Source organism: Bacillus sp. PS108, from assembly GCF_037963335.1.
Classification (GTDB): Bacteria; Bacillota; Bacilli; order Bacillales; family Bacillaceae; genus Bacillus; species Bacillus subtilis.
Window position 1 is genome coordinate 1,739,183 of the sequence record NZ_CP150155.1, and the last position, 25,614, is coordinate 1,764,796.

Sequence of the window (25,614 nt, forward strand, 5' to 3'; positions counted from 1 at the left end):
TTGTTTTTTTAACATGATTGTTAAACCATTTAAACTTGACAAGGGCGATGAACACTCTCATTCCCTGTGAAGGTTCTGTATGTTGAGAAAACTAGACAATGTACATGCCGACACTTTTTAAGCAACAACCAAGTTCATAGCAAGAGGAGGTGAAAGTATGACCCCAATTATGATGGTTCTCATCTCCATTTTGCTGATTCTACTCGGTTTAGTTGTTGGCTACTTTGTTCGTAAAACCATTGCCGAAGCGAAAATTGCGGGCGCACGCGGTGCAGCCGAGCAAATTCTTGAAGATGCGAAGCGTGATGCTGAAGCACTGAAAAAAGAAGCTCTGCTTGAAGCAAAGGATGAAATCCACAAACTTCGAATAGATGCTGAACAGGAAGTTCGTGAAAGACGAAATGAGCTTCAAAAACAAGAAAACCGTTTACTCCAAAAGGAGGAAAACCTTGATCGCAAACATGAGGGAATTGATAAACGGGAAGCGATGTTGGAGAAGAAAGATCATTCTCTGAATGAACGACAACAACATATTGAAGAGATGGAAAGCAAAGTGGATGAGATGATTCGTATGCAGCAGTCTGAGTTGGAACGAATTTCGAGTCTGACTCGTGATGAAGCGAAACAAATCATTCTTGAGCGGGTTGAAAACGAGCTTTCACATGACATCGCCATCATGACAAAAGAAACTGAAAACCGTGCGAAAGAAGAGGCGGATAAGAAAGCGAAAAACATTCTTTCACTCGCCTTACAGCGCTGCGCAGCGGACCACGTTGCCGAAACAACGGTATCAGTTGTCAATCTTCCAAATGATGAGATGAAAGGACGTATCATCGGACGGGAAGGGCGTAACATTCGTACGCTTGAAACGCTGACAGGAATTGACCTGATTATTGATGATACGCCTGAAGCTGTCATTCTTTCCGGATTTGATCCGATCAGACGTGAGACAGCCAGAATTGCTCTTGATAAACTCGTTCAGGATGGCCGTATTCATCCGGCACGGATTGAAGAAATGGTTGAAAAATCTCGCCGCGAGGTCGATGACTATATTCGTGAGATGGGTGAGCAAACGACATTTGAGGTTGGCGTTCACGGCCTCCACCCAGATCTCATCAAGATTCTCGGCCGCTTAAAGTTCCGTACAAGCTACGGTCAAAATGTGCTTAAGCATTCCATGGAAGTCGCATTCTTGGCCGGTCTAATGGCATCGGAGCTTGGTGAAGACGCAAAGCTTGCTAAACGTGCGGGTCTTCTTCACGACATCGGGAAAGCAATTGACCATGAAGTAGAAGGAAGCCACGTTGAAATCGGGGTAGAGCTTGCGACCAAATATAAAGAGCACCCAGTCGTGATTAACAGTATTGCATCACACCACGGGGATGAGGAGCCGACTTCCATTATCGCTGTGCTGGTAGCTGCAGCAGATGCGCTTTCCGCTGCAAGACCTGGCGCAAGAAGTGAGACGCTCGAGAATTATATTCGAAGACTTGAAAAACTCGAAGAAATTTCTGAGTCCTATGAAGGTGTTGAAAAATCATTTGCCATTCAGGCTGGACGCGAAGTGCGTATTATGGTGAAGCCGGATTCAATTAATGATCTTGAGGCTCATCGACTGGCGCGAGATATCCGCAAGCGAATTGAGGACGAGCTCGATTATCCAGGTCATATTAAGGTGACAGTAATCAGAGAGACTCGAGCCGTAGAGTATGCAAAATAAAGTGATGCGCTAAGCATCACTTTATTTTTTTGACGGCAAGGAATTTTCAAGAAGAAAGGATTTACAAAATGAGAATTTTATTTATCGGAGATGTTGTCGGTTCACCGGGCCGTGACATGGTCAAAGAATATGTACCAAAGCTAAAAACAAAATATAAGCCTCACTTTACCATTATTAATGGTGAAAACGCCGCACATGGAAAAGGCCTGACGGAAAAAATTTATCACAGCTTAATCCAGTCCGGGGCAGATGCAATCACAATGGGGAACCACACATGGGACAAAAAAGAAATATTTGATTTTATAGATGACGTTCCGAACTTGGTTCGCCCGGCAAACTTTCCTGAAGGAACACCGGGGAAAGGGATCACATATGTGAAAGCAAACGGCAAAGAACTAGCAGTCATTAATTTGCAGGGACGTACGTTTTTGCCGCCGCTTGATGACCCGTTTTTAAAAGCGGATGAATTGATCGCAGAAGCTGCGAAAAGAACACCGTACATTTTTATTGACTTTCATGCCGAAGCGACAAGTGAAAAGCTCGCACTTGGCTGGTACACGGATGGACGGGCATCGGCTGTAGTAGGAACTCATACACACGTGCAAACAGCGGATAACCGCATTTTGCCGAAGGGAACGGCATATATTACTGATGTGGGAATGACTGGCCCGTATGACGGTATACTGGGGATGGACAGAGAGACGATTATTAAGCGATTCAAAACGAACCTTCCAGTCCGGTTTACTGTCGCTGAAGGAAAAACAACGCTCAGCGGAGTTGTCATTGACATTGACGATCAAACGAAAAAAGCCGTGAAAATTGAGCGTATTTTAATCAACGATGATCACATGTTCTTTGAATAGTTGAACATATGGTTATTTTATAAAAATATTAAAAAGAAAAGCAGGAATATAGCAACTCCTTAGTGAATATAGTAAAAATGGAAGGTAGCCCGCTATTTTTGAAAAGCATTGTGGGGATGGCTTTTTGGATAGCAACATCTAATAATGATTGTTCTAATGAACACTCACTTATCCATTGTAAAACTAAGGGGGAGCAGAAATGGAAATCTTAAAAGTTTCAGCAAAATCGAGTCCAAATTCAGTGGCAGGTGCGCTTGCAGGCGTGTTGAGAGAGCGAGGAGCCGCCGAGATTCAAGCGATCGGAGCGGGTGCATTAAACCAGGCTGTAAAAGCTGTGGCGATTGCCAGGGGATTTGTGGCGCCAAGCGGCGTTGATTTGATTTGTATTCCGGCTTTTACAGATATTCAAATCGATGGGGAAGAAAGAACAGCGATTAAATTAATCGTGGAGCCTCGCTAAAAACAAATAAAGCATTCTCAACCTGTTTGCGTAATGCAAACAGGTTGTTTTTCATTTATTGTGATATTTTCTCCCGATAGTATTTTTAGCACATAAATGAGCGAATATACAAAATCAGAAATGAGCTAAAACGTTTCAAAAAAAATTTCCGCCCATTTTTCAAGACAGATACTTTTGTCCTTCTGGAAAAGACAGTGCTGTTTACGCTTATTCCATATCATGGTACAATCCGAATATAACAAGAATTTTTCAAGGAGGATTGTACATGCAGAGTGGAAAGATGAAAGCTCTAATGAAAAAGGACGGGGCGTTCGGTGCTGTGCTGACTGAAGTTCCCATTCCTGAGATTGATAAACATGAAGTCCTCATAAAAGTGAAAGCCGCTTCCATATGCGGCACGGATGTCCACATTTATAATTGGGATCAATGGGCACGTCAGAGAATCAAAACACCCTATGTTTTCGGCCATGAGTTCAGCGGCATCGTAGAGGACGTGGGAGAGAATGTCAGCAGTGTAAAAGTGGGAGAGTATGTGTCTGCGGAAACACACATTGTTTGTGGTGAATGTGTCCCTTGCCTAACAGGAAAATCTCATGTGTGTACCAATACTGCTATAATCGGAGTGGACACGGCAGGCTGTTTTGCGGAGTATGTAAAAGTTCCAGCTGATAACATTTGGAGAAATCCCGCTGATATGGACCCGTCAATTGCTTCCATTCAAGAGCCTTTAGGAAATGCAGTTCATACCGTACTTGAGAGCCAGCCTGCAGGAGGAACGACTGCAGTCATTGGATGCGGGCCGATTGGTCTTATGGCTGTTGCGGTTGCAAAAGCAGCAGGAGCTTCTCAGGTGATAGCGATTGATAAGAATGAATACAGGCTGAGGCTTGCAAAACAAATGGGAGCGACTTGTACTGTTTCTATTGAAAAAGAAGACCCGCTCAAAATTGTAAGCGCTTTAACGAGTGGGGAAGGAGCAGATCTTGTTTGTGAGATGTCGGGCCATCCCTCAGCGATTGCCCAAGGTCTTGCGATGGCTGCGAATGGCGGAAGATTTCATATTCTCAGCTTGCCGGAACATCCGGTGACAATTGATTTGACGAATAAAGTGGTATTTAAAGGGCTTACCATCCAAGGAGTCACAGGAAGAAAAATGTTTTCAACATGGCGCCAAGTGTCTCAGTTGATCAGTTCAAACGTGATCGATCTTGCACCTGTTATTACCCATCAGTTTCCGTTAGAGGAGTTTGAAAAAGGTTTCGAACTGATGAGAAGCGGGCAGTGCGGAAAAGTAATTTTAATTCCATAAAGGGGGATAAACATGACGAAGGAATTTGAGTTTTTAAAAGCAGAGCTTGATAGTATGAAAGAAAACCATACATGGCAAGACATAAAACAGCTTGAATCTATGCAGGGCCCATCTGTCACAGTGAATCACCAAAAAGTCATTCAGCTATCTTCTAATAATTACCTCGGATTCACTTCACATCCTAGACTCATCAACGCCGCACAGGAGGCCGTTCAGCAGTATGGAGCCGGCACCGGATCAGTGAGAACGATTGCCGGTACATTTACAATGCATCAAGAGCTTGAGAAAAAGTTGGCAGCCTTTAAAAAAACGGAGGCGGCACTTGTATTCCAATCAGGCTTCACAACAAACCAAGGCGTACTTTCAAGTATTCTATCAAAAGAGGACATTGTCATCTCAGATGAATTGAACCATGCCTCTATTATTGACGGAATTCGACTGACAAAGGCGGATAAAAAGGTGTATCAGCACGTCAATATGAGTGATTTAGAGCGGGTGCTGAGAAAGTCAATGAATTATCGGATGCGTCTGATTGTGACAGACGGCGTATTTTCCATGGATGGCAACATAGCTCCTCTGCCTGATATTGTAGAGCTCGCTGAGAAATATGACGCATTTGTGATGGTGGATGACGCCCATGCATCCGGAGTACTTGGCGAAAACGGCAGGGGAACGGTGAATCACTTCGGTCTTGACGGCAGAGTGCATATTCAGGTCGGAACATTAAGCAAGGCAATCGGAGTGCTCGGCGGCTACGCTGCAGGTTCAAAGGTGCTGATCGATTATTTGCGCCATAAAGGCCGTCCATTTTTATTCAGCACATCTCATCCGCCGGCAGTCACTGCAGCTTGTATGGAAGCGATTGATGTCTTGCTTGAAGAGCCGGAGCATATGGAGCGCTTGTGGGAGAATACTGCCTATTTTAAAGCAATGCTTGTGAAAATGGGTCTGACTCTCACGAAGAGTGAAACGCCGATTCTTCCTATTTTAATTGGTGATGAAGGTGTGGCAAAGCAATTTTCAGATCAGCTCCTTTCTCGCGGTGTTTTTGCCCAAAGTATCGTTTTCCCGACTGTAGCAAAGGGAAAAGCCAGAATTCGCACGATTATAACAGCAGAGCACACCAAGGATGAACTGGATCAGGCGCTTGATGTCATCGAAAAGACGGCAAAGGAGCTCCAGCTATTGTAACAAGAGGAAGAGTTTACTCTTCCTCTTTTGATTCCTTATTGATTATTATTCTCAATGAGTGTACAATGATAGGTTGCCAGTTGTGCAGAGCTTCAATAACCTTTATACTGAAGGGTGGAAGTTTGGTTTGAAAGGAGAAAATATGACATGAATGAAAAACAAAAATTAGAGAGCGGACAAGTTAATCCATCGGACAAAAAATCCGAGAAGGATTACAGCAAGTACTTTGAAGCTGTTTACATTCCGCCTTCTTTAAAAGACGCGAAAAAACGAGGCAAGGAAGCCGTTACTTATCATAATGACTTTAAAATTTCTGAACAATTTAAAGGATTGGGAGACGGAAGAAAGTTCTATATCCGTACGTACGGCTGCCAAATGAATGAACACGATACAGAGGTTATGGCAGGGATCTTTATGGCGCTCGGTTACGAAGCGACAAACTCTGTTGACGATGCCAATGTCATTTTGTTAAATACATGTGCAATCCGTGAAAATGCTGAAAACAAGGTGTTTGGTGAGCTCGGGCACTTAAAAGCACTGAAAAAAAACAATCCCGATCTGATTTTAGGCGTGTGCGGCTGTATGTCCCAAGAGGAATCAGTCGTGAACCGTATTTTGAAAAAACATCCGTTTGTCGATATGATTTTCGGAACGCATAACATTCATCGCCTGCCGGAGCTTTTGTCAGAAGCATACCTTTCAAAAGAAATGGTTGTAGAAGTTTGGTCTAAGGAAGGGGACGTTATTGAAAACCTTCCGAAAGTCCGAAATGGAAAAATTAAGGGCTGGGTCAATATCATGTACGGCTGTGACAAATTCTGTACGTATTGCATTGTGCCTTACACACGCGGAAAAGAAAGAAGCCGCCGCCCTGAGGATATCATTCAGGAAGTGAGAAGGCTCGCAAGTGAAGGCTATAAGGAAATTACTCTGTTAGGCCAAAACGTAAACGCGTATGGAAAAGACTTTGAAGATATGACGTACGGACTTGGTGATTTGATGGATGAACTGAGAAAAATCGATATCCCGAGAATCCGTTTTACAACGAGTCATCCGCGCGACTTTGACGACCGCCTCATTGAAGTGCTGGCAAAAGGCGGAAATCTGCTTGATCACATTCATCTTCCGGTTCAATCAGGAAGCTCAGAAGTTCTCAAGCTGATGGCCCGCAAATATGACAGAGAGCGTTACATGGAGCTGGTGCGAAAAATTAAAGAAGCAATGCCAAACGCTTCTTTGACAACGGACATTATCGTCGGATTTCCAAATGAAACGGACGAACAGTTTGAAGAAACGCTTTCTCTATACCGTGAAGTGGAGTTTGACAGCGCCTATACGTTCATTTACTCTCCGCGTGAAGGCACTCCGGCTGCTAAGATGAAAGATAATGTACCGATGCGTGTGAAAAAAGAACGCCTGCAGCGTCTAAACGCACTGGTGAATGAAATTTCTGCTAAAAAAATGAAGGAATACGAAGGCAAGGTTGTCGAAGTATTAGTTGAAGGTGAAAGCAAAAATAACCCTGATATTCTTGCGGGCTATACTGAAAAAAGCAAGCTTGTTAATTTCAAAGGGCCGAAGGAAGCCATCGGCAAAATCGTCCGCGTGAAAATCCAGCAAGCGAAAACATGGTCGCTTGACGGAGAAATGGTAGGAGAAGCAATCGAGGTGAAATAAGATGACGCTCTACTCAAAAAAAGACATTGTGCAGCAGGCACGAAACCTTGCAAAAATGATCTCTGAAACAGAAGAGGTTGATTTTTTCAAACGGGCTGAAGCGCAAATCAATGAGAATGACAAAGTGTCCACAATCGTTAATCAGATTAAAGCCCTGCAAAAGCAGGCTGTCAATCTGAAGCATTATGAAAAGCATGAAGCGCTCAAACAAGTAGAAGCAAAAATTGACGCGCTGCAAGAAGAGCTTGAAGAGATTCCTGTTATCCAGGAATTCAGAGACTCGCAAATGGAAGTAAATGACCTATTGCAGCTCGTTGCACACACCATTTCCAACCAAGTCACAAATGAAATCATCACATCAACCGGAGGCGACCTGCTGAAAGGGGAAACCGGTTCAAAGGTGAAGCATTCAAATAACAGCTGTTCTCTCTAAACACGGTGCCTTTACAGGCCCGTGTTTTTTTATGTGCGGGTTATGAACTAAATAATCTATGTACCAAATGTTCAATTGGTTTTTCTGTGCGCAGCCGCGTGTAAACTTTATCGCACTTATAAGTAAAGTTTCTAGGCTCACCTGCATACAATGGAACAGAAACTTTGTATTTTTATATTTTATTTATAAAAATGCACACTAGACAAATGCCCAGCATAAGATAACACGAAGAAGAACAAGGAGGCATGCCGGAATGTCTGAATACAGGGAAATTATTACGAAGGCAGTAGTAGCGAAAGGCCGAAAATTCACCCAATGCACCAACACCATCTCGCCTGAGAAAAAACCGAGCAGCATTTTGGGTGGTTGGATTATTAACCACAAGTATGACGCTGAAAAAATTGGAAAAACGGTAGAAATTGAAGGGTATTATGATATAAACGTATGGTACTCTTACGCGGACAACACAAAGACAGAGGTTGTCACAGAACGGGTAAAATATGTAGATGTCATTAAACTCAGATACAGAGACAATAATTACTTAGATGATGAGCATGAAGTGATTGCCAAAGTGCTTCAGCAGCCAAACTGCCTTGAAGTGACCATTTCGCCGAATGGAAATAAAATCGTTGTGCAGGCAGAAAGAGAATTTTTGGCGGAAGTGGTAGGGGAAACAAAGGTAGTTGTTGAGGTCAATCCTGACTGGGAAGAGGATGACGAGGAAGATTGGGAAGATGAGCTTGATGAAGAGCTTGAAGACATCAACCCGGAGTTTTTAGTGGGAGATCCTGAAGAATAAAAAAGGGACTAGGGGAGACAGTACCCCCAAGTCTCTTTTTTATATTGATATATCATTCTTTTATCACTTTTTGTTTATGTTATAATGAAGGTTGGAAAATAGAAACGTTGATACATAGTGAGGGATTAAACAATGGCCGGTTATACGCCTATGATACAGCAATATTTAAAAATAAAGGCAGAGCACCAGGATGCCTTTTTATTTTTTCGCCTGGGTGATTTTTATGAAATGTTTTTTGAGGACGCCAAAAAAGCGTCACAAGAGCTGGAAATTACGTTAACGAGCAGAGATGGCGGTGCGGCTGAAAAAATACCGATGTGCGGTGTGCCGTATCATTCTGCTTCCGCGTATATCGAACAGCTTATTAAAAAAGGATACAAAGTGGCGATCTGTGAACAGACGGAAGATCCGAAAGCCGCAAAGGGCGTTGTGAAAAGAGAAGTGGTTCAGCTGATTACGCCCGGAACTGTAATGGACGGCAAAGGCATCCATGAATCGGAAAATAATTTTATCGCATCTGTTTCAGCCTGCTCGAACGGATACGGACTTGCGCTGTCTGATTTAACAACGGGAGAAAATTTGGCTGTTTTGATTGAACGGCTTGAAGACGTCATATCAGAAATTTATTCAGTCGGCGCACGGGAAATCGTGGTTTCAGGAAGCTTGGATGCCGATACAGTGGCACAGCTGAGAGAGCGGTGCGGTGCAACGATCTCAATTGAAGATGGAGAAACAGACGAACACGTAACGATCATTGAGCACTTAAATAATGAAGATATAACAAAAACATTTATGCGCTTATATACGTATTTGAAAAGAACCCAAAAGCGCAGCCTTGATCATCTTCAGCCCGTGCAGGTGTATGAGCTTGAGGAAGCGATGAAAATTGACTTGTACTCAAAGCGTAATCTGGAGCTGACCGAAACGATTCGTTCGAAAAATAAAAAAGGCTCCCTTTTGTGGCTGCTGGATGAAACAAAAACGGCAATGGGAGGCCGGCTGCTTAAACAGTGGATTGACCGGCCGCTTATCAGAGTCAATCAAATCGAAGAGCGCCAAGAAATGGTGGAAACATTAATGTCCCATTTCTTTGAACGGGAAGATCTGCGTGAACGTTTAAAAGAAGTATATGACTTAGAACGCCTTGCCGGACGCGTTGCATTCGGAAATGTCAATGCCCGGGATTTGATTCAGCTGAAGGAATCGTTAAAGCAAGTTCCTGGCATCAAACAGCTGGTTGCTTCACTGGCTCATGACAAGGCCAAGGAACGTGCAGAGCGCATTGACCCTTGCGGGGATGTACTTGAACTGCTGGAAGAAGCGCTGTACGAAAACCCTCCTTTATCGGTAAAAGAAGGGAACCTGATTAAAGATGGTTATAATCAAAAGCTTGATGAATATCGTGATGCAAGCAGAAACGGAAAAGACTGGATTGCCCGCCTGGAACAGCAGGAGCGGGAATACACAGGCATTCGCTCTTTAAAGGTCGGCTTTAATAAAGTTTTCGGTTATTACATTGAAGTGACAAAAGCAAATTTGCATTTGCTTGAGGAAGGGCGTTATGAGCGGAAGCAGACGTTAACCAATGCAGAGCGCTACATTACACCTGAATTAAAAGAAAAAGAAGCGCTCATTTTAGAAGCGGAAAATAACATCTGTGAGCTGGAGTACGAGCTGTTTACCGAGCTGCGCGAGAAAGTGAAGCAGTATATTCCGCGGCTGCAGCAGCTTGCAAAACAGATGAGCGAGCTGGACGCACTGCAATGCTTTGCGACAATCAGTGAAAATCGCCACTACACGAAACCGGAGTTCTCTAAAGATGAAGTCGAAGTGATTGAAGGCAGACACCCGGTTGTTGAAAAAGTCATGGACAGCCAGGAATATGTCCCGAACAACTGCATGATGGGCGATAACAGACAAATGCTTCTCATTACAGGTCCAAACATGTCAGGGAAAAGCACGTATATGAGACAAATCGCGCTCATTTCCATTATGGCGCAAATCGGCTGCTTTGTACCCGCGAAAAAAGCGGTGCTTCCGATTTTTGATCAAATTTTTACGCGAATCGGCGCTGCAGATGATTTGATTTCCGGACAAAGTACATTTATGGTAGAAATGCTTGAAGCGAAAAATGCGATTGTCAACGCGACGAAAAACAGCCTCATTCTGTTTGATGAAATCGGGCGGGGAACGTCCACTTATGACGGCATGGCGCTGGCACAGGCGATTATTGAATATGTTCACGATCATATCGGCGCCAAGACGCTGTTCAGCACACACTATCACGAGCTGACCGTTCTTGAGGACAAGCTGCCCCAGCTGAAAAACGTTCATGTTCGCGCTGAAGAATATAACGGAACGGTTGTCTTTCTTCATCAAATCAAAGAAGGTGCCGCTGATAAAAGCTATGGTATCCATGTAGCTCAGCTTGCCGAACTGCCGGGAGATCTGATTGCCCGCGCCCAAGATATTTTAAAAGAGCTTGAGCATTCAGGAAACAAACCGGAAGTGCCGGTGCAGAAACCTCAGGTGAAAGAAGAGCCGGCACAGCTGTCCTTTTTTGACGAAGCGGAAAAGCCGGCTGAAACACCAAAGCTTTCAAAAAAAGAAAAGCAAGTGATCGATGCCTTCAAATCACTTAATATACTGGATATGACACCGCTTGAAGCGATGAATGAAATGTACAAGCTGCAAAAGAAATTACATTAAAACGGGGTGATGAATGTGGCAAAAGTCATCCAGCTGTCAGATGAGCTTTCGAATAAAATAGCGGCGGGCGAGGTTGTGGAACGGCCCGCCTCAGTCGTCAAAGAATTGGTGGAAAATGCGATCGACGCTGACAGCACAGTCATTGAAATCGATATTGAGGAAGCAGGCCTTGCATCCATTCGGGTCTTGGATAACGGCGAAGGAATGGAGAATGAAGATTGTAAGCGTGCTTTCCGCCGCCACGCAACGAGTAAAATAAAAGATGAAAATGATTTATTCAGGGTGAGAACGCTCGGTTTCAGGGGAGAAGCCCTGCCGAGTATCGCGTCAGTCTCTCATCTGGAGATTACAACAAGCACTGGTGAAGGAGCTGGGACGAAGCTCGTCCTCCAAGGAGGAAACATCATTTCCGAATCGCGTTCCTCAAGCAGGAAGGGAACTGAAATTGTCGTTTCCAACCTGTTTTTTAACACACCGGCCCGTTTGAAATATATGAAAACCGTTCATACAGAGCTTGGAAACATTACGGATGTGGTTAACCGTATTGCTCTGGCGCATCCAGAGGTATCGATCCGCCTGCGCCATCATGGGAAAAACCTGCTTCAAACGAACGGAAACGGAGATGTGCGCCATGTACTGGCAGCGATTTACGGCACGGCTGTCGCCAAAAAAATGCTTCCGCTGCATGTGAGCTCCTTGGATTTTGAAGTAAAGGGATATATCGCCCTCCCAGAGATTACACGGGCGTCGAGGAACTATATGTCGTCTGTGGTCAATGGCCGTTACATTAAAAATTTCCCGCTCGTCAAAGCGGTTCATGAAGGCTATCATACGCTTCTGCCGATCGGACGCCATCCGATTACTTTTATAGAAATTACGATGGACCCGATTTTAGTCGATGTCAATGTGCATCCATCGAAGCTTGAGGTCCGGCTCAGCAAGGAAACAGAGCTTCATGACTTAATTCGTGACGGAATTAAAGATGTATTTAAACAGCAGCAGCTGATTCCGAGTGCCCAGCTTCCGAAAAAATCGCCACCTGTTATCAAAAATGAGCAGCAGTTCATAACCTTTGATGAAAAGCCTGCGGAAAAAAAAGCTCCGGAAAAATCGACTGCGCCATCTTATTCACCAATGAAGCTCAGCTCAGTCGTGAAAGAGCCAGTTGATGCGGAGGAGGAATTGCCTCCTCTCCAATTTGATGCTCCTCCTATCGTTGATCAGGAACAAACCCTTGAGGTGTCCGATGTTTCAGCGAAAGAGCCAGATACATTTGAGCAGGAATGCCATGAGGGACAGCAGCAGCCAGCGTCTGAGCGGGTTCCGATTATGTACCCGATCGGCCAGATGCACGGGACTTATATATTGGCACAAAACGAAAACGGCCTGTATATTATCGACCAGCACGCCGCCCAGGAACGTATTAAATATGAGTACTTTCGTGAAAAGGTGGGGGAGGTTGAGCCTGAGGTGCAGGATATGATTGTACCGCTGACGTTCCACTACTCCACAAATGAGGCTTTGATTATTGAACAGCACAAACAAGAGCTCGAAAGCGTCGGTGTCTTTTTAGAGTCATTCGGCTCTAACAGTTACATCGTCCGCTGCCACCCGGCCTGGTTTCCAAAGGGAGAAGAAGCAGAGCTCATAGAAGAAATCATTCAGCAGGTGCTCGACTCCAAAAATATAGATATTAAAAAACTCCGCGAGGAAGCCGCGATTATGATGAGCTGTAAAGGCTCCATCAAAGCAAATCGCCACCTCAGAAACGACGAAATCAAAGCGCTTCTGGACGACCTCCGAAGCACATCAGACCCATTTACATGCCCGCACGGCCGCCCGATCATCATTCACCATTCGACATATGAGATGGAAAAGATGTTCAAACGCGTGATGTAGCGGGGGTGGTAGGCATTGATCCATTCTCTGAATGGATCAATGCTTTTTTTGTACTCCTTCGAGTGTCAGATTATAAGAAACGGTTGTAAACGTGTGAGCAGTGTTAACGCATTATACTTCATGGTTCCTCCGTATAACAAAATTTCCATTTACAGGCAATTGGGATTAATGTATATTTTGGGTGAGGGGGTGGAAACACATGGCATGTGGTCCGAAGATCATTATCTTTTTGGATGAACTTGATGATCCGAATGTAAGAATCATTTTAGAATGCAGAATTTAAATTACAACGTTCGTGTGAACAGGGAGTTTTTTCGTTTATATAACTGGTGGTGTCCAAATATAAGGTGTTATGAATTTTCCATATCTGCCATCGGCATTTTAAGCTGCTTCTCTATTAGGTTGGTTATCAAAAGCAAGTTCAATGAAAGCCATGAAAGCTGATATCACAACAAGCAAGACATCTGGAATATAAATAGACTGCATAAAGTAATCTGCAAAACAGATCGTTATAAGATTGCTGATAAAATACAGTATAAAAGCAAAAAGTGCAGTCTTTTTCAATGAAAGTGATTTTGCCAAAATGATAGAGATAATCTTTGTGAGTGGGTCTATGATTAAACCTACAGCAAAGCAGGCTAAAATAAATAAAGCTAATGTTTGATTGGAAGCGTATGTGATGCCCAGTATGGAGAATAAGCCTTTCATCCCGAAGAAAAAGCCGCCGAAGATGACTGCAAGCGCAATGGCCGCGATAAAAGTGATAGATACAATTCCGATTAATTTTGATCTCAGGTTAAAATCTTTAGAGTGCTCGTTCTGTTCTTTTTGGTTCAAGTATGATGACACTCCCTTCACCTGCTTACTCATACAAACAGTTACCCTTGAATCAGCCCAAAATATCTATAAGTCTGTTTTCTAACGAAAATAGTATAGCATATTTTAACAAAACCAAAAAAGACCCTTTCCACTGGGGAAGGGCCTTTTTCTTCATGTTAACTCCTGAGATTCGCCGAAGCTTTCTCTTTTTTTGGCCAAATAAAATAGCTGGCTGTAATGAGAAAGTCAATTCCTATAATGACAGTCCACAGTTTAAGAATGCCGCTCAATGCTTCGGTTCGGGCAGAGTCATTGATAAAATAGATCATCCCTGCCAATAGTCCCGCACCAATTAAGTAGGCCAGCACATGTCTTAGCCAGCCTTTCGCACCGTGCTTGGCATGGTCCATTCCAAAACGTTTCAGCGGTTTTGTTCCTTTTTTTGTCACATAATATTGAAACTTTTCATCTGCCCATTGAATCATTTGTTTCCCATAAGCGATCGATATACCGATGTAAACAGCTGCAATCCCATGGGCTGCGGTCGCTGAGGCTCCGCGGTAAAGGTCCACACCAGTTGCCGCTAACAAGATCAAATCAATAACTGGAGTTAAGGCAAGGAATAGAAGTCCTAATGTATGTCGTTTGAATACGTAGCGTACAGCAAGCCCCAAAACAATGACAACCCAAAACGCAATTTCACAGAAAACAATCATCCATGCGATACCGTTCAATCCATTCCCCTCTTTTCAATACAGTTGTATTATTTAAATAATATGTTACCATCTTTGTTTTTGTAACACAACTGTATTATAAAAATTGCTCTCTCATTTTTTTCTTGTTACAATAAAGCTATGCCAAAACAAATTGACCATGAGAAAAGAAGAAAACAAATTGCAGAAGCAACGTGGCGCGTCATTTTAGAACGAGGGATGGAGGGAGCATCAGCCAGGAACATTGCAAAGGAAGCAGGATTGTCATTAGGTGCGCTGCGCCATTATTTCTCTACACAGGATGAATTGCTTGCTTTTGCAATGAAACTTGTCCAAGAAAAAGTAACGGACCGAATTAAGGACGTTTCAGTGAGGGATTTGCTCCCTAAGGAAAAAGTGTTGCAAATTTTGCTTGAAATGGTCCCAACGAATGAAGAAACGATTAGAGAGATGGAGGTTTGGTTTGCTTTTACTGCTTACGCCAGACATAAAAAGGATATGTTTGATGCGAATCATGACGGGATTTTCAGCGGCATGCGGAATCTGATTGCCTATTTAGATGAATCCGATTTATTGAAGCTGAATGCTGATAAAGACATTGAAGCTGAGAGACTTTACGCGCTTGTTGACGGCTTGGCTTTACATGCCATGCTTGACCCTGTGCGAGTGAATAAAGACCGAATTAAGCGGGTCATTATGCAGCATGTAGAGTCAATTTGCGTGGAAGATACACGTGAGACACAAAAACGTCATCCTTAAGGCACTAGTGCGAAAAGCGATTCTTGTTGGGCATGCGTCCAAAAGAGTCGCTTTTTTATATTCAAAGAACAAGGATCTCTGAAAAAAATGGAAAACAATCATGCTGTTTGGTAAAGTGGAATGAAAGACGGACTGAGGGATGAACACTGGTCCATCGTTTAAGAACTTTACATGATAGGGATGGTATAAATGAATCTTACTTACAAGGTGCATCCAATTAAAACAAGGTATCAGGGCTGGACGAATTATTGCTATATCATTGAAGATATTGTAAGCAGATCTGCAATTGTTGTTGATCCCTCATGGGAATTGATAAAGATAACCACTACACTTTCTGAACTCGAAGCGGAATTAAAGGCAGTCGCATTGACACACTCTCATTATGATCATGTAAATCTGGTAGACCCGCTGACGAAGATGTTTAACGCTCAAGTTTATATGTCAAAAAAAGAAATTGATTATTATCAATTCCGATGCAGAAATTTAATTAGCCTAGATGATCATCAGACAATCAGCATAGGAAACACAAGAGCACAATGTCTTCTCACACCGGGGCATACAGCCGGCGGAATGTGTTATTTGTTTTCTGAGAGTATTTTTACCGGAGATACGGTGTTTACAGAAGGGTGCGGCATATGTGAGGATGATGGCAGCTCTGCGGAAGAGATGTTTGATAGTATTCAAAGAATAAAGTCGGAGGTTTCACCCCATGTACGGGTGTATCCTGGTCACTCATTTGGCAAATCGCCCGGCCATTCGATAAAGGATCTTTATCAGCATAATATTTACTTTCAAATTGATAAAAAAGAATATTTTGTGAAATTTCGCACTCGTAAAAACCAAAAAGGTATTTTTGATTTTAAATAATCCTTCTGAATCTATTATCCTATTTTTCTTCGGATATCTAAATGATTTTTATTTTCGAAAATGATTACATAGAAGGTGTTATTTATTTTGAAAACTCATTTGAAAGAAAATGAAGCGCATTATCATGATATGGCGCCCTATACGTGATCTGGGTCTTTTTTCTTATGTTCTGTTATATCTCCTGATCCTTTATTCCTCAATGGAAAAAAGCAGAAAAACAATCGAGCAAACTGTAGGAAAAATTAACTTGACGGATAATATTTACAGAGGTTACCATCAACATGAACATGCTACTATTTATCCGGTCATCACTATTATAAAATCATACAGAAGTGAAATACATCTACTAATCGGAAGGGTGGCTTTGAGAGAATGATCACATATGTTTTTCCAGGTCAGGGTTCACAAAAACAGGGAATGGGCAGCGGCCTATTCGATGAATTTAAAGAACTGACGGATCAGGCAGATGAGATCTTAGGATATTCTATCAAACGTCTTTGCCTGGAAAATCCTTATTCCAATTTAAACAAAACGCAATTTACTCAGCCGGCATTATATGTGGTAAACGCACTAAGCTATCTGAAAAAAATCAAGGATGAAGAAGTGAAACCTGACTTTGTCGCCGGGCACAGCTTGGGTGAATACAATGCGTTATTTGCAGCTGAAGCCTTTGATTTTGAGACAGGTTTACAGCTTGTCAGAAAAAGAGGCGAGCTGATGAGTCTGATAAGCAACGGCGGTATGGCAGCTGTTATGGGACTAAATGAAGAGCAGGTTGCAAAGGCTCTGAAAGAATATCATTTACATGATGTTGATATCGCTAATGTGAATGCCCCATATCAAATTGTAATTTCAGGAAAAAAAGATGAGATTGAAAAAGCCGCATCTCTTTTTGAAACGATGACTGAAGTTACAATGGTACTCCCCTTAAACGTAAGCGGCGCGTTTCATTCCAGATACATGAATAAGGCAAAAGAAGAATTTGAGGAGTTCCTTCATGCCTTTTATTTTTCGCCTCCGTCTATCCCGGTTATTTCTAATGTGTATGCCAAACCGTATACATACGAATTCATGAAACAGACGCTGGCTGATCAAATTAATCATTCAGTGAAATGGACTGACAGCATAAGATACTTAATGAAAAAAGGCCATATGGAGTTTGAGGAGGTAGGGCCTGGAAATGTTTTAACTGGGTTAATTCATCGCATAAAGAAAGATGCGGAAGCAATGCCCCACTAAAGCATTTGCCCCTATGGCCGTGTACCTCATCAATCAGGTCTAAACACAGATTTCCTTTCATTTAAGGTATAAAGTTTTAAAGATTCAATCGTTCGATTGACACTGTTTCTAATTGAATAACTTTATATACTGTTACATAAAGAGGCTGATAAATTAAGTTAGACATTTGAACTATGTCAGCCGGTCTGTCAAACCATCGCTCCCACATCTAGATGGTCCATTTTTTAACCGTACCCACCAATCATAGAGTCGATGTTCTTTGCTGATCCTGTTATCATGTTACATCAATTTTGAGATATCAACATACATCTACGATCACGTCATAAATGAACCGCATCCAGAGCACCAATAGCAATCCTTCCAAGTTGAATCTCCTTTACTTTTTCACATATGTCTTTTCCATTTATTAATTTCATTTCAATCGCTGCTATGTGCTTTTACAACATACATGGAAATAAGAAATCCAATAGCCGTCATAAATATAAAAAAAGAAGGTTATACACATGAATGAACCGCTTGTTTTTATGTTTTCCGGGCAAGGTTCCCAATACTATCACATGGGGAAAGAACTATTTAAGGAAAATACCGTGTTTCGCCAATCAATGCTTGAAATGGATGCCATTGCAGCACGGCGAATCGGCACATCCATTGTTGAAGAAATCTACCATCCAGGTAAACGTGTGTCAGATCCGTTTGACAGTATTCTTTTTTCCCACCCCGCCATTTTTATGATTGAGTATTCCTTATATAAGGTTTTGGAAGACAGGGGAATTTATCCTGATTACGTATTGGGATCAAGTCTGGGAGAATTCGCAGCAGCGGCAGTTTCTGGTGTGTCAGACGCAGAGGATATACTGGATTGCATACTTGAACAGGCTATTATCATCCAGAATTCCTGCGATAAAGGAAAAATGCTGGCCATTCTTGACAAACCGCAATTGCTGAATGATCATCCGCAACTGTTTGGAAATAGTGAACTCATTTCTATCAATTATGATTCGCACTTCGTCATTTCTGGTGAAGAAGATCATATAAGGAAGATTATGGAGGATTTAAAGGAGAAGCAGATTCTTTGCCAGCTGCTTCCTGTGTCCTATGCCTTTCATTCTTCGCTTATTGATCCGGCAGAGAGTGCCTATGCAGAATTTTTAAGATCAAAATCTTTTAAAAAACCGTCAATACCGATTGTATCGAGCTTAACGGGAAGCTGCCTTCACGTAATGGACGAGAATTTCTTTTGGAATGCGGTCAGAAAGCCAATGATGTTTCGTGAAGCGATTCGATATTTGGAAAGCCAGCATACATGCAAGTTTATCGATTTAGGGCCATCCGGCACCTTAGCTGCTTTTGTGAAACAGCTGATTCCGGGTGATTCAGCTGACCGTTGCTGCTCAATCATAACACCATTTCATCAGGAGCTGAAAAATCTGAATACGGTTGAGTATTTCCGTACACCAGAAAGGAAGTTTACAAGATGATTACATATGTCTTTCCAGGGCAAGGCTCCCAGCAAAAGGGGATGGGACAAGGGCTATTTGAACAGTATCAGCATTTGACAGATCAAGCAGATCAAATATTGGGCTATTCAATAGAGAAGCTATGTACCGAAAAATCATATCTGGATGTAAATCATACTGAATACACGCAGCCGGCTTTGTATGTTGTTAATGCACTCAGTTACTTGAAGAGAGTGGAGGAGACCGGCAGAAAACCTGATTTTGCGGCAGGACACAGCTTAGGAGAATACAATGCGCTGATGGCAGCCGGTGCATTTGATTTTGAAACCGGATTAAGGCTCGTCAAAAAAAGAGGAGAATTGATGGGACGAATTACAGGGGGCGGAATGGCTGCTGTGATCGGCCTGAGTAAGGAACAAGTTACAGCCGTTTTAGAAGAGCACCGTCTTTATGACATTGATGTGGCAAATGAAAATACGCCCCGGCAAATTGTGATTTCTGGCCCGAAAAACGAGATTGAAAAAGCTCGGGCTGTTTTTGAAAACACCAAGGATGTAAAGCTGTTTCATCCATTAAATGTGAGCGGAGCTTTTCATTCCAGATATATGAATGAAGCCAAACAGGTATTTAAGCAATATATTGACTCATTCCAGTTTGCACCTTTGGCGATCCCGGTTATCTCCAATGTCTACGCAGAGCCATACCATCAAGACAGATTAAAAGATACATTATCTGAACAAATGGACAACACAGTGAAATGGACGGACAGCATTCGTTTCCTGATGGGAAGAGGAGAAATGGAGTTTGCAGAGATTGGGCCTGGAACTGTATTAACCGGTCTCATTCATCGGATTAAAAATGAAGCTGAACCATTGACATATATACCGAAAAAGAACCCCGCGATCAGTGCGCATCTAAAGGAGCAACGCAATGTTCAAGCCGGGATTACGGCAGATTCTTTAGGAAGTGCTGAATTTAAACAAGATTATCATCTTACATATGCTTATCTTGCAGGAGGAATGTACCGCGGCATTGCTTCGAAAGAAATGGTAGTAAAGCTGTCAAGAGCGGGAATGATGGGGTTCTTTGGCACAGGAGGTCTGAGCCTGAAAGAGGTTGAAGATGCGATCCATGCTATACAAGGTGAATTAGGGAAAGGACAAGCCTATGGCATCAATCTGGTCCACAATATGAAACATACTGAATCAGAAGAAAAAATGATCGATCTTTTATTGAGGAATCAAGTGAGCATTGTGGAAGCTTCAGCATTTTTAAGTGTCACTCCTGCATTAGTAAGGTACCGCGCAAAAGGAGTGAAACGAAATCAAAATGGTGACGTTATATGCTCAAATCGTCTCATAGCAAAAATATCACGGCCGGAAGTTGCAGAATCATTTCTGAGTCCTGCACCTGAGAATATGCTGCAAAAGCTTTTACGAGAAAATAAAATCACTATGAACGAAGCTGAGTTGTTGCGGTGCATTCCGATGGCTGACGATATTTGTGTAGAAGCTGATTCAGGCGGTCATACAGATGGCGGTGTGGCATACAGCCTGATGCCGGCGATGACATCTTTAAGAGATGACATGATGAAAAAATATCAATATCGGAAAAAAATAAGAGTTGGTGCAGCTGGAGGGATTGGAACACCTGAGGCAGCGATGGCGGCTTTTATGCTTGGGGCAGATTTTATTCTAACAGGTTCAATCAATCAATGTACGGTTGAGGCGGCAACAAGTGATAAAGTAAAGGATTTGCTTCAGCAGATGAATGTACAAGATACAGCCTATGCGCCTGCTGGCGATATGTTTGAATCGGGCAGTAAAGTGCAAGTGCTAAAAAAAGGCGTGTTCTTTCCCGCACGTGCAAACAAGTTATATGAACTGTACCAGCGGTATGGTTCTATACGTGAGCTGGATGCAAAGATGCTGGCCCAGCTTGAGGAGAAATACTTTAAACGCAGTATAGAAGACATATATAAAGATATTGCATTGCATTATCCCGCGGCAGACATTGAGAAGGCTGAACAAAACCCGAAGCATAAAATGGCTTTGATTTTCCGATGGTACTTCAGATACAGCTCAAAATTGGCAATCAGCGGAAGCGAACATTCGAAGGTTGATTATCAAATTCACTGCGGTCCCGCGCTGGGAGCCTTTAATCAATGGGTCAAAGGATCGCAATTAGAAAATTGGCGAAACCGTCATGTCGATGAAATCGCGAAAAAATTAATGACAGAAACGGCAGTATTGCTTCATGAACGGATGCAATCGATGTATCAGCCGTCGCATGAAACAGACAATATAAGGATAAAAGTTTGAATATTATGAAAATATACCTATAAAAATCATTAAAATGATCCATTGAAGGAGAGAGCGCGTTATGGATAAACAGAGAATCTTTGAAGTATTAATCACCAATATTTGCGAGGTGCTTCCTGAATTAGACGGACACAGATTTGAGCCTGAAGATCAGTTAGTTGAGTTAGGGGCTGATTCTGTAGACAGAGCTGAAATTATCACAATGGTGCTAGAGGATTTATCGTTAAAAATTCCTCGCATTGAGCTATCCGGAGTGAAAAACATCGGTGAATTAGCTGAGGTGCTTTATGACAAAGTGCAATCTGCCTGAGGTCGTAGTGACCGGTGTAGGCGTCACGGCCTCTATCGGTCAAGGGAAAGAGGATTTTGCTTCCTCGCTGCTGTCCGGCAGACATGCCTTTGATGTCATGAAGCGTTCAGGCAGACAAAAAGACAGCCGGTTTATCGGAGCTGAAATCGCATCATTGTCTTATCCCGACCGGCTTTCTAAAAAAATATTGCGGAAAGCATCATTTTCCAGCCGCACTGCATTGGTAACTCTCACGGAGGCTTGGGAGGAGGCTGAATTGGACGATACAGATTCCTCTCGTATCGGACTGGTAGTCGGCGGATCAAATTTCCAGCAGAGAGAAACCTTAGAGGTTTATGAAAGCTATCAAGACCGCTCTGGTTTTATTTCGCCGGCGTTTGGCCTGTCTTTCATGGACAGCGATCTTTGCGGGATATGTACAGATCAGTTTGGCATCACAGGATTGGCATATACGGTAGGAGGAGCCTCGGCCAGCGGCCAGTTAGCAGTCATTCATGCGATTCAGCAAGTCCTGTCAGGCGAAGTTGATACTTGCATAGCACTTGGTGCTTTAATGGATCTTTCTTATATGGAATGTGAGGCGCTAAGGGCTTTAGGCGCTATGGGAACGGACAAATATGCTGATGAACCTGAAAAAGCGTGCCGGCCCTTCGATCGAAACAGAGACGGGTTTATTTATGGAGAATCGTGCGGTGCATTGGTAATAGAACGAAGGGAGACGGCTTTACAAAGAGGTGTTAAACCTTATGCAGCATTGCCTGGCTGGTCAATTAAACTGGACGGAAACCGGAACCCTGATCCTTCATTAGAAGGAGAGATTCATGTCATCCAGAAGGCGCTGGGGCGTGCCGGCCTTTCACCAGAAGATATTGATTATATTAATCCTCATGGTACAGGTTCTTTTATTGGAGATGAAACAGAATTAAAGGCGCTCCGTGCATGCGGGCTTTCCCATGCTTATATCAATGCAACAAAATCGATAACCGGACACGGGCTTAGTGCGGCGGGCATCGTAGAGATTATTTCTGTTTTGCTGCAAATGAAAAAATCTGCCCTGCATCCGAGCAGGAATTTGGATCATCCAATCGATGATTCCTTTCATTGGGTAAATGAGAAATCGATTTCATACCGCATCAAAAATGCGCTGAGCTTAAGCATGGGGTTTGGCGGAATGAACACCGCGGTTTGTATACAAAACATTGAGAAATGTGGAGGCGAATCATAAATGGTTTCAGCCGGAATAGAAGCGATGAATGTCTTTGGCGGAACGGCATACCTTGATGTCATGGAGCTGGCCAAATACAGACACTTAGATACTGCGAGATTTGAAAACTTATTAATGAAAGAAAAAGCGGTAGCACTGCCTTATGAAGATCCCGTGACCTTCGGAGTCAATGCAGCTAAGCCGATTATTGATGCTTTATCTGAAGCAGAGAAGGACCGGATTGAATTGCTGATCACTTGCTCTGAATCCGGGATCGACTTTGGGAAATCGTTAAGTACATATATCCATGAATATTTAGGTCTCAACCGCAACTGCCGTTTGTTTGAGGTTAAACAGGCGTGTTATTCAGGGACAGCGGGATTTCAGATGGCGGTGAATTTTATATTATCCCAGACTTCTCCGGGTGCCAAAGCACTGGTTATCGCCAGTGATATTTCACGTTTTTTAATCGCTGAGGGCGGAGACGCTTTAAGCGAAGATTGGTCTTATGCGGAACCGAGCGCCGGAGCGGGAGCGGTGGCCGTTTTAGTTGGCGAAAATCCCGAGGTGTTTCAAATAGATCCCGGAGCAAATGGTTATTACGGCTATGAAGTGATGGACACGTGCCGCCCCATTCCCGACAGTGAAGCGGGAGATTCTGATCTGTCTTTAATGTCATATTTGGATTGCTGCGAACAGACCTTTCTGGAATATCAAAAGCGTGTACCGGGTGCCAATTATCAGGACACGTTTCAATATCTTGCTTACCATACGCCCTTTGGCGGGATGGTGAAAGGTGCGCACCGGACAATGATGCGTAAGGTGGCGAAGGTGAAAACATCCGGGATTGAGACGGACTTTTTAACTCGGGTAAAACCAGGTTTAAACTACTGTCAACGGGTTGGAAATATTATGGGGGCAGCCTTGTTTCTGGCATTGGCCAGCACGATAGACCAAGGGAGATTTGATACGCCTAAACGAATTGGCTGTTTTTCCTACGGATCCGGCTGCTGTTCTGAATTTTACAGCGGAATTACAACTCCGCAAGGCCAGGAGCGTCAGCGAACATTTGGTATTGAGAAGCATTTGGATCGCCGGTATCAGCTCTCCATGGAAGAGTATGAGCTATTGTTTAAGGGGAGCGGGATGGTGCGGTTTGGGACGCGCAATGTAAAGCTGGACTTTGAGATGATACCGGGCATCATTCAGTCCACTCAAGAGAAGCCGCGCTTGTTTTTAGAAGAAATTTCTGAGTTTCATCGGAAGTACAGGTGGATCTCGTGACCTATCAAACGATAAAGGTCCGCTTTCAAGCGTCGGTTTGCTATATTACCTTTCACCGTCCTGAAGCGAATAATACGATTAATGACACGCTGATAAAAGAATGCTTGCAAGTGTTAAACCAATGTGAAACATCAACGGTGACGGTTGTCGTTTTAGAGGGGCTTCCCGAGGTGTTTTGTTTCGGAGCGGATTTTCAAGAAATCTATCAGGAAATGAAAAGGGGCAGAAAACAGGCAAGCTCCCAAGAGCCTCTCTATGATTTGTGGATGAAATTGCAGACCGGCACTTATGTCACGATTTCGCATGTCAGGGGAAAAGTGAATGCCGGCGGTCTTGGATTTGTATCTGCCACAGATATTGCCATTGCTGATCAGACGGCGTCATTCAGTCTCTCTGAGCTGCTATTCGGCCTGTACCCTGCTTGTGTTTTACCGTTTCTGATCCGCCGTATCGGCCGGCAGAAAGCGCATTATATGACGCTTATGACAAAGCCGATTTCCGTTCAGGAAGCCAGTGAATGGGGGTTAATAGATGCTTTTGATGCTGAAAGTGACGTGCTGCTGAGAAAGCATTTATTGCGTTTGCGGAGGCTGAATAAAAAAGGAATCGCACATTATAAACAGTTTATGAGCTCACTTGATCATCAAGTCAGTCGTGCGAAAGCCACCGCTTTAACTGCAAATCAAGACATGTTTTCTGATCCTCAAAACCAAATGGGAATCATCAGGTATGTTGAAACAGGACAATTCCCATGGGAGGATCAGTAACCGTTTAAAAATGACAATCAGAACCGTTAGGAGGACATCATGACGCATTCTGTTGTAGAGCTTATCGAAATTGAATCCGCCATTATTCAGGTAAAGATGCAAGATCGCACTCATAAAAACGCGTTTTCACAAGAACTTACAGACGGTTTAATTCAAGCGTTTGAATACATACGGCAGAACCCAAAATACAAAGCGGTCATTTTGACAGGATATGATAATTATTTTGCTTCAGGAGGAACGCAAGAAGGACTGCTTCGAATTCAACAGGGATTGACCAAGTTCACTGATGACAATCTTTATTCTCTGGCGCTGGATTGTGAGATTCCAGTTATTGCGGCAATGCAGGGCCATGGAATTGGAGGCGGCTTTGTCATGGGGCTCTTTGCTGACATAGTCATTCTGAGCAGAGAAAGCGTGTATACGGCTAATTTTATGAAATACGGATTTACGCCTGGAATGGGCGCTACCTTTATCGTTCCTAAAAAACTGGGTTTCAGCCTAGCCCAGGAAATATTATTGAATGCGGGCAGCTACCGCGGAGCTGATCTTGAAAAAAGAGGGGTTCCCTTTAAGGTGCTGCCCCGTGCAGAAGTGTTAGATTATGCAGTGGAGCTGGCGCAAGAACTGGCGGAAAAGCCGAGAAACTCACTGGTTACACTGAAAGATCATTTGGTTGCCCCGCTTCGCAATCAGCTGCCGCGCGTCATTGAACAGGAACTGATGATGCATGAGGAAACATTTCATCATGAAGAAGTCAAAAGTAGAATCAAAGGGTTATATGGTAATTAACTGAAAATATATATAAAATTTTGCA

Annotated in this window: 23 protein-coding genes; 21 read left to right on the forward strand and 2 right to left on the reverse strand. The window is 43.2% G+C overall.

Translation table 11 applies throughout. The features are described 5' to 3' along the window. Positions 1–157 precede the first annotated feature (157 nt). From rny to mutL, 10 genes are all read left to right on the forward strand, one after another. On the forward strand, positions 158–1,720 hold the full coding sequence (gene rny, locus NSQ16_RS09070) for a ribonuclease Y (protein WP_003221010.1): 1,563 nt from the start codon (positions 158–160) through the stop codon (positions 1,718–1,720). Between the two features lie 68 nt (positions 1,721–1,788). After that, positions 1,789–2,583: a 2',3'-cyclic-nucleotide 2'-phosphodiesterase gene (ymdB, locus tag NSQ16_RS09075; RefSeq protein WP_003245138.1), complete on the forward strand. Its 795-nt coding sequence runs from the start codon at positions 1,789–1,791 to the stop codon at positions 2,581–2,583. Between the two features lie 199 nt (positions 2,584–2,782). Next, complete coding sequence (gene spoVS, locus NSQ16_RS09080) at positions 2,783–3,043, forward strand: stage V sporulation protein SpoVS (RefSeq protein WP_003154135.1); 261 nt, start codon at positions 2,783–2,785, stop codon at positions 3,041–3,043. Between the two features lie 265 nt (positions 3,044–3,308). Then, entirely contained in the window at positions 3,309–4,352 is a 1,044-nt protein-coding gene (gene tdh / locus NSQ16_RS09085) for an L-threonine 3-dehydrogenase (RefSeq protein WP_225721991.1), read from the forward strand. A 12-nt stretch (positions 4,353–4,364) separates the two neighbouring features. Next, entirely contained in the window at positions 4,365–5,543 is a 1,179-nt protein-coding gene (locus NSQ16_RS09090; protein WP_041336018.1) for a glycine C-acetyltransferase, read from the forward strand. A 147-nt stretch (positions 5,544–5,690) separates the two neighbouring features. Further along, the gene (gene miaB / locus NSQ16_RS09095; RefSeq protein ID WP_014664026.1) at positions 5,691–7,220 is read left to right on the forward strand and encodes a tRNA (N6-isopentenyl adenosine(37)-C2)-methylthiotransferase MiaB; all 1,530 of its coding nucleotides are present in this window, start codon (positions 5,691–5,693) and stop codon (positions 7,218–7,220) included. Between the two features lies 1 nt (position 7,221). Next, on the forward strand, positions 7,222–7,653 hold the full coding sequence (gene ricA, locus NSQ16_RS09100) for a regulatory iron-sulfur-containing complex subunit RicA (protein WP_003231834.1): 432 nt from the start codon (positions 7,222–7,224) through the stop codon (positions 7,651–7,653). A gap of 253 nt (positions 7,654–7,906) precedes the next feature. After that, a complete protein-coding gene (cotE, locus tag NSQ16_RS09105) occupies positions 7,907–8,452 on the forward strand; it encodes an outer spore coat protein CotE (RefSeq protein ID WP_003231833.1) in 546 nt (181 codons plus the stop codon). Between the two features lie 132 nt (positions 8,453–8,584). Next, positions 8,585–11,161, forward strand: coding sequence for a DNA mismatch repair protein MutS (gene mutS, locus NSQ16_RS09110; protein WP_033883742.1), 2,577 nt, complete (start codon positions 8,585–8,587; stop codon positions 11,159–11,161). 15 nt (positions 11,162–11,176) lie between these two features. Continuing rightward, the gene (gene mutL / locus NSQ16_RS09115) at positions 11,177–13,060 is read left to right on the forward strand and encodes a DNA mismatch repair endonuclease MutL (protein ID WP_230488499.1); all 1,884 of its coding nucleotides are present in this window, start codon (positions 11,177–11,179) and stop codon (positions 13,058–13,060) included. 381 nt (positions 13,061–13,441) lie between these two features. Here the strand turns inward: mutL and NSQ16_RS09120 are convergent, their stop codons facing one another. Both NSQ16_RS09120 and NSQ16_RS09125 read right to left on the reverse strand, forming a co-directional pair. After that, the gene (locus NSQ16_RS09120) at positions 13,442–13,897 is read right to left on the reverse strand and encodes a regulatory YrvL family protein (RefSeq protein ID WP_015252068.1); all 456 of its coding nucleotides are present in this window, start codon (positions 13,895–13,897) and stop codon (positions 13,442–13,444) included. A gap of 158 nt (positions 13,898–14,055) precedes the next feature. Beyond that, entirely contained in the window at positions 14,056–14,613 is a 558-nt protein-coding gene (locus tag NSQ16_RS09125) for a hypothetical protein (protein WP_086343851.1), read from the reverse strand. 120 nt (positions 14,614–14,733) lie between these two features. Here NSQ16_RS09125 and NSQ16_RS09130 point away from each other — a divergent pair, with 120 nt between their 5' ends. The 11 genes from NSQ16_RS09130 (at position 14,734) to NSQ16_RS09180 (ending at position 25,589) form a co-directional block, all read left to right on the forward strand. Beyond that, complete coding sequence (locus tag NSQ16_RS09130) at positions 14,734–15,351, forward strand: TetR/AcrR family transcriptional regulator (protein ID WP_124073228.1); 618 nt, start codon at positions 14,734–14,736, stop codon at positions 15,349–15,351. A 189-nt stretch (positions 15,352–15,540) separates the two neighbouring features. After that, positions 15,541–16,218, forward strand: a complete 678-nt coding sequence (locus tag NSQ16_RS09135; protein WP_230488498.1) for an MBL fold metallo-hydrolase — start codon at positions 15,541–15,543, stop codon at positions 16,216–16,218. Positions 16,219–16,327: 109 nt separating this feature from the next. Beyond that, complete coding sequence (locus tag NSQ16_RS09140; protein WP_120028100.1) at positions 16,328–16,594, forward strand: hypothetical protein; 267 nt, start codon at positions 16,328–16,330, stop codon at positions 16,592–16,594. Next, positions 16,591–17,457 carry an ACP S-malonyltransferase gene (gene fabD, locus NSQ16_RS09145; protein ID WP_167408158.1) on the forward strand — a complete coding sequence of 289 codons (867 nt, stop codon included), beginning with the start codon at positions 16,591–16,593 and terminating at the stop codon, positions 17,455–17,457. Before NSQ16_RS09140 ends, fabD (NSQ16_RS09145) begins: the two co-directional genes overlap by 4 nt. A gap of 503 nt (positions 17,458–17,960) precedes the next feature. Continuing rightward, complete coding sequence (locus tag NSQ16_RS09150; RefSeq protein WP_064671399.1) at positions 17,961–18,935, forward strand: acyltransferase domain-containing protein; 975 nt, start codon at positions 17,961–17,963, stop codon at positions 18,933–18,935. After that, entirely contained in the window at positions 18,932–21,235 is a 2,304-nt protein-coding gene (gene fabD, locus NSQ16_RS09155; RefSeq protein WP_339232692.1) for an ACP S-malonyltransferase, read from the forward strand. The genes NSQ16_RS09150 and fabD (NSQ16_RS09155) overlap by 4 nt, the downstream gene beginning before the upstream one ends. Before the next feature lie 61 nt (positions 21,236–21,296). Then, positions 21,297–21,545 carry an acyl carrier protein gene (locus tag NSQ16_RS09160; RefSeq protein WP_003231809.1) on the forward strand — a complete coding sequence of 83 codons (249 nt, stop codon included), beginning with the start codon at positions 21,297–21,299 and terminating at the stop codon, positions 21,543–21,545. Then, the gene (gene pksF / locus NSQ16_RS09165) at positions 21,523–22,770 is read left to right on the forward strand and encodes a beta-ketoacyl synthase N-terminal-like domain-containing protein (RefSeq protein WP_230488496.1); all 1,248 of its coding nucleotides are present in this window, start codon (positions 21,523–21,525) and stop codon (positions 22,768–22,770) included. The genes NSQ16_RS09160 and pksF overlap by 23 nt, the downstream gene beginning before the upstream one ends. Further along, entirely contained in the window at positions 22,771–24,033 is a 1,263-nt protein-coding gene (pksG, locus tag NSQ16_RS09170; RefSeq protein WP_230488495.1) for a hydroxymethylglutaryl-CoA synthase family protein, read from the forward strand. It abuts the gene before it with no gap. After that, positions 24,021–24,800 (forward strand): enoyl-CoA hydratase/isomerase, encoded by a 780-nt coding sequence (locus tag NSQ16_RS09175; protein ID WP_230488494.1) that lies wholly within the window; start codon positions 24,021–24,023, stop codon positions 24,798–24,800. The genes pksG and NSQ16_RS09175 overlap by 13 nt, the downstream gene beginning before the upstream one ends. A 39-nt stretch (positions 24,801–24,839) precedes the next feature. Next, the gene (locus NSQ16_RS09180) at positions 24,840–25,589 is read left to right on the forward strand and encodes a polyketide synthase (RefSeq protein WP_119899346.1); all 750 of its coding nucleotides are present in this window, start codon (positions 24,840–24,842) and stop codon (positions 25,587–25,589) included. Positions 25,590–25,614 lie beyond the last annotated feature (25 nt).